The sequence below is a fragment of the Mycoplasma leonicaptivi ATCC 49890 genome (genome assembly GCF_000622205.1).
Lineage (GTDB): Bacteria > Bacillota_I > Bacilli_A > Mycoplasmatales > Metamycoplasmataceae > Mycoplasmopsis > Mycoplasmopsis leonicaptivi.
In genome coordinates, this window is sequence record NZ_JHWE01000006.1 from 31,706 (window position 1) to 42,428 (window position 10,723).

Here is a 10,723-nt window from a genome sequence, read left to right on the forward strand (position 1 = left end):
GTTTATAATGATTATTATAAATACATAAAAAGTAACAAGTAAATTTTAAATTAAAAAACTTTTAACACTGTATTATAGTGCTAAAAGTTTTTTTTTACCTTAGTTAACTGGGAAACATGGGAAAATAAAACGAGCAGATTTTAACATTGTTTTAAAAGATTTTATTTTAAAAGAAAGAAAACAGTAGTTTTCTTTCTTTTTTGTTAAACAATTTTTCCTGCTAGTTTGTGTCTTTGCATATCTATAGTGGTAATGCAAGCATCAATTACTAAACCAGGATAATAAACATCGTAATGATTTTGATTTGGATTAAGGTTTAAATTAGAAATATGAATGAACAAATTTTCTTTTAGTCCAACATAAACAAAAATACCAAAATCTGTAACGTTTTCGACTGTTCCTTGAATTTGATCACCAATATTTAAGTTTTCAATATTTAAAATAGTGTCTTTTAAAATAAATCCTTTTTTGTTTTTGTTGAAAACTTTAATTGGTTTTGATAGTGCTTCAAGAATTAATGAAACATCAAATTTATTTGTTTTATATTTATTAATAACAAAATCTACATCAACTTGTGAGACATCAATACCATTGTTATTTGGTTCTAGATGATATTGTGCAATAATTTTATTTGCTAAGTCATATAAATCAGGGTGAATAAAAGTTCTATCTAAAAAGTTTTGTGAGGTAAAAATTCGCATAAAACCAATGGATTGCTCATAAGTTTTTGGTCCCATACCTTTAACTTTTTTAATATCTTCACGGTTGTTAAACGAACCATTTTCTTTTCTATAATCAATGATATTTTGAGCAATTTTATTACTTAAACCGGAAATATAAGTCAAAATATATTTAGTTGCAGTATTAACATCAACTCCTACTTCATTAACTACTTTGGAAACCTTAAAACTTAAATTATGATCTAATTCTTTTTGATTTAGATCATGTTGATATTGTCCAATTCCAAGGGATTTAGTATCAATTTTTACATATTCATTTAAAGGATCTAAAAATTTTCTTCCAATATTAATTGCACTACGTTCTTCAACAGATAAATCTGGAAACTCTTCAATTGCAATTTTTGAAGCAGAATAAACCGAAGCACCTGTTTCAGAAACGATTGCATATTTAATTTTTAAATTATTTTGTTTGATTAAATCAGAAATAAATTTTTCTGTTTCGCGTGAAGCAGTTCCGTTACCAATAACAACAATATCAATATTATGCTTTTGTATCATAGATTTAACCACTGTTGCTGATTTTGATATTTCATTTTGTGGTTTGTTGGGAAATATTTTATTAATTTCTAATAAATCACCATTTTTATTAAGTGCTGCTAATTTACATCCATTAACAAAGGCTGGATCAATTGCTAAAATATTCACATTTTCGGTTGCAGGAGTGTTTAAAAGATATTCAACAATATTAGCAAAATTTTTAATTGAATTACTTTCTGCTCTTAAAAATAAATCATTAAAGATTTCTCTTTCTAATGAAGGTAAAATTAATCTTTTTAAAGCATCATTTACCGCTTCTATTAAGTTTTTATGATTAACTTTAGTTTTATCTAAAACATAAAGAATATATGAAACATATCTTTCTGTTTCAAAATTAATATTTAAGGATAAAATTTTATTATTAACACCACGATTAATAGCTAAAACATTATGATCTTTAATATATTTAATAGGGATGCTAAAATCATAATAAATTTTGAATTTTTCTTCTTCATCTACTGCTTGTTTTTTTAATGAAGTTGTTATTTTGCAAAAATTATTAATTTTGTTTTTTAGTTCTTTACGAATGTCAACATTTTGTGAAATTCATTGTGAAATAATATAATTTGCATTTTCAATTGCGAATTCTGTTGTTGGTACTTTATCAGAAATATATTTTTGTGCTTCTTTTTGAATATCAAATTTTGGTGATTTATTTGTATAAATAGTTTTTGCAAAAGGTTCTAAACCAAACGAAATAGCTGTTGTTGCCTTAGTTATTTTTCCTACTTTAAAAGGTTCATAAATTGATTCTAATTCTGATTTTGATAAACATTCATTAATTTGTTTTTCTAAATCTTGTCTTAAAAGGTCTTTTTCTTTTAAAATTTCTTTTATTGCTTGTTTTCTTTTGTTTAATTCAACACTATATTTATAAAGTTTTTCAATTTCATAAATTTGTTCTTCATTTAAACCGTTTGTTTGATCTTGTCTATATCTTGCAATAAAGGGAACAGTATTTCCTTCTAAAAACATATCTAAAACAATTTGTACTTGATTTTGTGTAATATTTAGTTGTTGACTAACTGATGATATTGCGTTTTTATCCATTATTTTCCTTTATCTTTCTTGTATACTTAATTTTTTCTCATGTAGTTGTAATTTTTAAATCATTAAGTTTTTGTAAAATTAAATTTTTGTTAATTGTTTTAATTTGTTGGTGATTCATTTCTTGAAACATTAAAAGAGTTTTTTGAATTTCACTAAATTTAATAATTACAACGTGTCCTGGAAGTGATTGTAAAACCACTTCTGTTTCATCGGGTAAAATAATTAAAGAATAGTAGTTAAGATTATTTTTTAAGAAAGTTTCTAAATTTGTTATATGTGTTTCATTTTGTGCAACTATATTTGATATTTTTTTCTTTTTAGCCGAATTTGTTTGACTTATAAATAAATTATTTGATTTTATATCACCAGAAATTTTTCCCACATATGATTTAAACTCACAAACTACTAAAAAAGAATCACTAATTAATATGCTATCAATTTCATATGTTTTTTTATGCGATTTATATATACCACCATTTACTCAATTTAAATTTGTTTGTTTAATATGAGTTTTAATTTCTTTGCAAACTTTATCCTCGAATTCAAAACCTTTTTTGTTTTTTTTGTAACTATTAATATAAAAATGTATTGATACAAAAACTATGCCACAAATTATTAAAACTGAAAAAATAACAATCATAACAATAGTTAAAATTAAGAAATTATTCATTTTTTGTCCTTATAAATTTTTAAACTTACCTTTTATTATAATCTTTTAAAATTTGATTAAATATATCAAGAATTAAAGAATGGGGAATTGCAGATGCTGGTCCTGCTTCACATATTTGTTCGTTAACCATTTTATTTTTTTGTACTGGTGCCTTTTGTCTTTGGATAAAATCCATCGCACCCATCCCACTTTTTACATTTCTTGCTTTAATCATTTTGCCAAGTGAAGCAATACCTATCATTCTACTATCAAGTTCTCTTTTTACCATAACGTTTGGATCATCTTTTAAAACATAGTATTTAGAACCATTAATTTCTTGAATTGTGTAAGGTGGTTCTATTCTTCCTTTTTTTAAATCTAATTTTATGTTACTATAAAAAATTGTTGCTTTTGTTGTAAAAAAACCATATTTACCATAACTGGCCTCATTTAAAAAATGTTGATTTGAATCATAAAAATCTGTTCTGTTTAAAGTGATATATTTTCACATTAATGATTGCTTAGGATTTTCAATATAAAAATATTTTGGTTTATAAAATTTAATTAATTCAATAACATTATTTAAACATTTTTCACCTAATCTTTTTATAAATAATTGCACATCTGCTTTTAGATTTTTAGTAAATCCACCTTTTAATGCTTCAAATTCTTCAATTGAGCGCTCAATTAACTTAGTTTTATCTTCATTTAACTTTCAAAATGGTGTTCCTCCACCTTTCATTGACAAAACACAACTAAAACTTTGACATAGTGGTGATGCAATAATAATATCTGGTTTTGGAAACTGTGAAAAATATTCAACTATGTTATCTTTTGCTAAATCAGTTTTATAATGAAACTGTCTTGTAGGTTCTGTAATATCTCAAGTATGAATTTCAAATATATTTTTTAGTTTTTGATCATTATTAATAGATTCAAAAACAGAGTTTTGACCACCACCAAATAAATCTCAAACAATAATTTTTGACATATTACCTCAATTTTAAATAAAATTTAAAAAATTATCAAACAAACATTGTTGTTGATAATTTTTATTAACCTTTGTTTGTTAAATATTTTCTTCTGATAATCTTATTACTTCAACAGCAACAATGTTATCTCCATCTTTTAAGTTAATAACTTTAACACCTTTTGTGTTTCTTGAAGTTTCAGAAATTTGATTAATTTTTAATCTTATTGTTGTTCCACTTGAGGTTATTACAAGTAATTCATCAGTTAAATTAACATATGAAGCAAATACAAGATTTCCAGCTTTTGAACTATTTAAACCAGAAACACCTTTTGCTCCACGTTTGGTAACTCTGTATTCACTTTCATCTGTTATTTTACCAAAACCTTTGCTTCCTAATGATAAAATAAGTTTACCATCTTTGTTTGATGAACCATTAATTACATATTGATTTTCTTCTAATTTAATAGCTTTGACACCTTTTGCAGTACGACCAAGAGAACGAACAGAATCTATATTAAATAATGTAATATTTTTATCATTATTAGCTACTAAAATGTTATCTCCATCAGCAACAACAAAAGCATTAACTAATTCATCACCTTCTTGTAATCCAAAAGCTTTTAAACCATTTCTTCTGACATTATTAAATAAGTTTAATGGTGTTTTTTTGAAAATACCTTGTTTTGTAATTGTTGCAAGATAATGTGTTTCATAAACATTTCCTACATCGATAATAGAAATAATTTTTTCACCTTCATTAACATTAATTGTTTCAATAATGTTAATGAATGGTGTACCCTTACTTTGTTTTGAACCTTCAGGTATTTGATATCCTCTTAATGAATAAACTTTTCCATGGTTTGAAAATAAAAATAAATCTGTATGTGTATTTGCTTTGATAATCATTGAAATATCATCGTCATCATAAGTTTTTGCACTAATTGAACCAACACCACCTCTGTTTTGAGTATTGTATTCTTCAAGATTAATCCGTTTTACATATCCTTTGACAGAACATGTAATAATAATATCTTTTTGTGGAATTAAGTCTTCATCACTAATTTTTCCAGCAGAAGAATTATCAATTTCTGTTCTTCTTGCATCGTTGTATTTATCTTTAATTGCACTTAATTCATCAATGATTAAATTAACAAGTTTGTCTTGATCTTCAAGAATTGATTTGTAATATTTTATTTCCGAATATAGTTCATCAAGTTCTTGTTGCATTTTTTCAATATTTAAACCTGTTAATCTACGTAGGTTCATATCTAAAATTGCTTTTGTTTGAACTTCTGATAAATTAAATCTATTAGCAAGTCTATCTTGTGCTTCTTTATCTGTTTTAGAAGACTTAATAATTGCTACTACTTCATCAATATTGTCTACTGCAATTTTTAACCCTTCTAAAATGTGTGCTCTTTCAAGAGCTTTTTCAAGATCAAATTGTAACCTTCTTGTCACAACTTCTTTTTGATGCTCTAAATAAACATTTAATATTTCTTTTAAATTTAATAATTTTGGTTCACCTTTTACAAGAGCAACAATATTTGCACTATAAGTCATTTGTAAGTATGATTTTTGATAAAGTTTATTTAAAAGAATATGAGGATTTACACCTTTTTTAACATCAATAACAATTCTAATACCTTCTCTATTAGATTCATCTCTTAAATCACTAATACCTTCAATTATTTTGTCTTTGTATAAATCAACAATTTTTTGAATAATAGATGTTTTTTTAATAGCATAAGGAATTTCAGTAACTATAATTTTTGATTTACCATTTGCATTTTCAATTATATTTGCTTTGGATCTAACAGTAATACTTCCACGACCAGTTGTATAAGCATCATAAATACCTTTTGTTCCAAGTATGGTTGCTCCTGTTGGAAAATCTGGCCCTTTGATATATTTCATTAATTCTAAAATATCAATATCATTATTTTTAGCATATGCAATTGTTGCATCAATAACTTCACCGAGGTTATGTGGTGGTATTTCAGTGGCCATACCAACAGCAATACCAGAAGCACCTGAAACTAATAAGTTTGGAAATCTTGAAGGTAAGACAACGGGTTCTTTTTCACTTCCATCATAGTTATCAGCAAAATCAACTGTATTTTTTTTAATACCATCCAGCATTTCATTTGATAATTTTGCCATTCTTGCTTCTGTATAACGCATAGCAGCAGCTTGATCACCATCAATTGAACCAAAATTACCATGACCATCAACTAATGGATAACGCATAGAAAAATCTTGCGCCATTCTAACCATCGCATCATAAACAGAAGAATCACCATGCGGGTGATATTTTCCTAAAACATCCCCTACAATACGAGCACTTTTTCTGTGTTGTGAACTTGAAGTAATACCAAGTTCACTCATATCGTATAATATTCTTCTATGTACTGGCTTTAGACCATCTCTTGCATCTGGTAATGCACGAGATACAATAACACTCATTGCATATTCCATAAATGATGTTTTCATTTCATCATCAAGTAATTTCGGAAAAAGTCCATCAGTAGGTTCGGAAATAATTTGAGAAGTAACTTTGTATTCTTCTTTATTTTGAGGAATATCTTCTTCATCTTCATCATCATTCACAACAACTTGATTTTTTTTATTTTTAAAAATCATTCTATTGTTTTCTTCATACTCATATTCTTGATTTGTTTCTAATGTTACTTTATCATTTTCGTTTTTCTCTAAAAGTTTTTTATCTTGATCCTTAGTGCTCATAGTTCTCCTACATAAATTTCTTTAATAAAATTTATAATTTTATTAAATTATAAACAATTTTGCGCAAAATTAAAGTGAAAAATAACTTTTAATACCTAAATTTAGGGATAAAAGTTATTTTTTTGAATATTTTTTATTTTCTTTTTACAACACCATAAGTTTTAAATGTTTCTTTAAAACTTAATCCGTTTTTCTTGTTTCTAAACTTATCTAAATCAAATATATTAGCATCATAAATTATGACAATTTGTTCTGATGTTTCTTGGGTAAAATGATCATAACCAGTATTGTTTCAAGTAGCTTCATCTCTATCTTGAATAACCATTTTGAAATTTTTATTGAGTTTATTATTTAATATATCTAAGATTCTTTGTACTTTTTCACCTGAACCTAAACTAACTTCTGTAAAACCAACAATATCCATTCCTGTTTTAGCAATTAATTGAGCAATAGCATTTTCTTTAAATAATTCACTATCTGAACCATTATACTTTAATATATTTCAATGAGCAATACGTATTAAATTTTTATTATTTTTAGGATAATTAACAACTGTTGATTCATTTGATGTTATATCACCTTTTTTAATATTTACATCAACAAAAACAGGTGCATGATCAGAAACAGCTTTTCAACGCACACTAACATCTTGATATCCGTTTAAATCTTGCATTTCTTGTTTTGATCAAATTTGATCTTCAAAACCTTTTCAAATGTCAACTTTAAATTTGAGTTCAGGATTGTCTTTTTGGTTAATAACATCATAATTTTCATCTTCGCCATTTAAATAATACATTTTATCATATGGATGTCTGTATGAATCTACCAAATGACCTAAGGAAGTAAAATATTTTAATTCACCTTCTTCACCTAAATTTCTTAAAACCCTATGAACTTCATTTGGAAAAACTTTATCAAGACTAAAATTTTTCTTATCAATGTTTGTATCACCACCAAAAATCACTAATGAATTTTCTTTATTAGATTCAAATCTATAAATATTTAAAATATGTGGGATGTTAAAAAACTCACTAATTTCTTGTGCTCCATTTTTTGCATTTATTTTAACGTCATCTCTTTTGGCAGTTTCTTCAACATATTTTGATTCTGTTTTAGAAGTGGAATTTTTAAAACCTGTTTTTGTACCAGGACTATCTAAATGTGCAAAAACAGTTACAATTGGTGGTAAATCTACACCTTTTAATTTAAATTTTGCTCCAAATGGTGGTCTAACAAATACTGTTTTATTTTCGTCATATTGAAATTTTGAATTAGATGGTTTTTTGCTTTTATTTGTTTGGTTTTGATTTGAATTAATATCTTCTTTAATCTCATATTCAAATATTTTTTGAATAATAAAATCTTCATAAGGATATTCGATAATAATGGTTTTATCATTATAATCAATAGTAGCAAATACTTCATTTCAATCAAACGTTTGTGTTGAATCATCTAATTCAAATCATGTATTTTTTTCTGGATCATCTCCTAAATCTTTAAAACCAACAAAATTATTTTCTTTAAAAAAATAAAGTTTATAAGGTGTAAGTTGTTGTAATTTATTTCTTTTAAATCATTCTATTTTGTCATTAATATTTTCAGTATTAAAAATAAAATGCTCATATTCATTATTTTGGTCTACAACAACTTGTTTTTGTAAATTTAATACTTTTGGTTTTATTTCGTATTTAAAATCAAAACTAAAATGTTTATTTTTAATATCAAAATTTAAAACAATAATATTTTGTTCTTCATTTAGAGATATATTTATATTAGAATATTCAAGACCATTTTCAAGTTGTTTTAATGTAAATCATGTTTTTATATCATTATTTTTCGAATCCACAAAACCTATTTCGTTATTTTCGTTATAATCTACATTATTTTTTGTTAATTTATTTGGAAATTTTTCTTTAAAATTATCTATTTTTTCTTCAATATTTTCACTATTAAAAACTATATCTTGTTTTGTTAAACTAATATCTTCTTCAGTTTTTTGAATCTCTTCTTTTTGACATGAAGCACTAATTGTAATACAAGAAACAGAAAGCAAAAATGCTATTTTTTTCAATCATTTATTTTTCATTTTAACCTATTAAAATAATTATATATTTTAGTAAAAATTACCATAATTTATTTTTAAAAAATTTAATAAAAAAAGAAAAAACATTTAATTCTTTCTTTTTTGTAAATTAGCTAATTTTGTTATTTATTTTTTCAAAGTTTTTTGTTTTAACAAATTTTTTAAGATCTTTTTTTTGATTAAACTAAGTTTAATTTAGTTTCAATTTTAAACGTTTATTTTTATAAAAAATAGATTATATAATTATTAAATGTAGGAACTAAAAAATGTTAAAATATTTATTTTGGAGATTTTTTATGAATATAAATTAACAATATATCTTACGATATTTTAAAAATATAAATAATTATAATTAAAGAAGGTTTATTTTATTTTTAGATATTATATTTAGGTAACTAATTTATATTATTAAAATTAATTTTTGGAACTAAAATACATTTAAAACAGTTTCTTGATCACCCTTAATTTTGCACTTTTAGATCTTTTATTTTCTTCAATTTCCCGTTTTGAAGGTAAAACTTGTTTAACTGAAAACTTTTTGATTTCTTGGATTGGTAATTTTATTGGAATATCTGAATATGTAATTTTTTTAATAAAATTTTTGATAATTTTATCTTCTATTGAATGAAAACTTATAACAGATAATGTTCCATTTGTATTTAGTAAGTGAATTGCTTGTTCAAGCATATCAATAAGTGATTGTAATTCATTATTAACTTCTATTCTTATGGCTTGAAAGACCGGTTTTGCTGGATTTTTTTGTCTCAATAATGCAGCAGGATATGCACTTTTGATAACATTTACAAGTTCTAACGTTGTTTTAATTGGACGATTTGAAACGATAGCTTTAGCAACTTTTTTAGAAAGCTTTACATCAGCGTGCTCGTATAGTATTTGTGAAATTTTATTTTCATCATAATCATTAACAATTTCAAAAGCACTTAAAACTTGTGTTTGATCCATTCTCATATCTAGTTTTGCATCTTTATTATAACTAAAACCTCTTTCAGCTTGATCTACTTGAGGAGATGAAAAACCAAGATCTGCAATAATCCCATCAACATTATAAATACCTAAATTGTTTAATTGTAATTTAATATCTTTAAAATCACTTTTAATTAAGGTGTAATTGTTCTTAATTTTTTTTAATCTTTGATCAGCCATTTTTAAAGCATAATCATCTTTATCAAATGCATATAAATGACCTGTTGTTAATTTTTCAAGTATTTTTGCAGAATGTCCACCCATACCTAATGTTAAATCAACATATATACCATCAGGTTTAATTTTTAATGAGTCAATTGTTTCATTTAACAAAACAGAATAATGTAGTTTTTCCATTATTTTATGAAACACTATTTGCTAAATCAATCAACATATCTTGTGATATGCTTGATTTAAATGTTTCTCACCTTTCTTTTGATCATAACTCAACCGATGAACCAGTACCAATAAAAATAATTTCTTTCTTGATAGCGAGGTCACTTACTATATTTTTTTGTAATGTTATTCTATTTGAAGAATCAACATTTATTTCGTAAGATCTACTTAAAATAATTCTTCTTAAAGTTCTAACATTAGTATTAAAATCGCTTTTATTTGCGAATACTTCTGTATATTTTTCAAACTCTTGTTTAGTTCTTAGAACAGCATTACCATCAAAATCAATTGTTAGAACAAAAAAGTCACCTAAATAGTTTCTTATGTTAGGTGGTAAAATGACACGGTTTTTATCATCCATATTTCTTAATTGTTCCCCAAATATAACCACTTTTCCCCACTATCTAAAATAATTTTACATCATTTTATTTATTATGTAAAAAGAAAATAAAAAATTCAACTTTATTAAAGTTAAAGGGGGACACAGAAATGACACAGTTATTTCTGTGTTTTCTTTTATAAAACAAAAGGAAGGGGGAGGGGTATACCCCTCGGGCTTCGCCCAT

General features: G+C 24.8%; 7 protein-coding genes. All 7 read right to left on the minus strand.

Features of this window, described 5'->3' with window-relative positions:
• Positions 1-203 precede the first annotated feature (203 nt).
• Positions 204-2,327, minus strand: coding sequence for a helix-hairpin-helix domain-containing protein (locus BU00_RS0100340; RefSeq protein WP_027120996.1), 2,124 nt, complete (start codon positions 2,325-2,327; stop codon positions 204-206).
• Entirely contained in the window at positions 2,320-2,997 is a 678-nt protein-coding gene (locus BU00_RS0100345) for a nuclease-related domain-containing protein (RefSeq protein WP_027120997.1), read from the minus strand. The genes BU00_RS0100340 and BU00_RS0100345 overlap by 8 nt, the downstream gene beginning before the upstream one ends.
• Positions 2,998-3,022: 25 nt before the next feature.
• Positions 3,023-3,967, minus strand: coding sequence for a hypothetical protein (locus tag BU00_RS0100350; protein WP_027120998.1), 945 nt, complete (start codon positions 3,965-3,967; stop codon positions 3,023-3,025).
• A gap of 78 nt (positions 3,968-4,045) precedes the next feature.
• Positions 4,046-6,694, minus strand: coding sequence for a DNA gyrase subunit A (gene gyrA, locus BU00_RS0100355; protein ID WP_027120999.1), 2,649 nt, complete (start codon positions 6,692-6,694; stop codon positions 4,046-4,048).
• Between the two features lie 133 nt (positions 6,695-6,827).
• Entirely contained in the window at positions 6,828-8,780 is a 1,953-nt protein-coding gene (locus BU00_RS0100360) for an exonuclease/endonuclease/phosphatase family protein (protein ID WP_027121000.1), read from the minus strand.
• A 435-nt stretch (positions 8,781-9,215) separates the two neighbouring features.
• Positions 9,216-10,118: a 16S rRNA (cytosine(1402)-N(4))-methyltransferase RsmH gene (gene rsmH / locus BU00_RS0100365; protein WP_027121001.1), complete on the minus strand. Its 903-nt coding sequence runs from the start codon at positions 10,116-10,118 to the stop codon at positions 9,216-9,218.
• A gap of 4 nt (positions 10,119-10,122) precedes the next feature.
• Entirely contained in the window at positions 10,123-10,548 is a 426-nt protein-coding gene (locus BU00_RS0100370; RefSeq protein WP_036458693.1) for a division/cell wall cluster transcriptional repressor MraZ, read from the minus strand.
• Positions 10,549-10,723 lie beyond the last annotated feature (175 nt).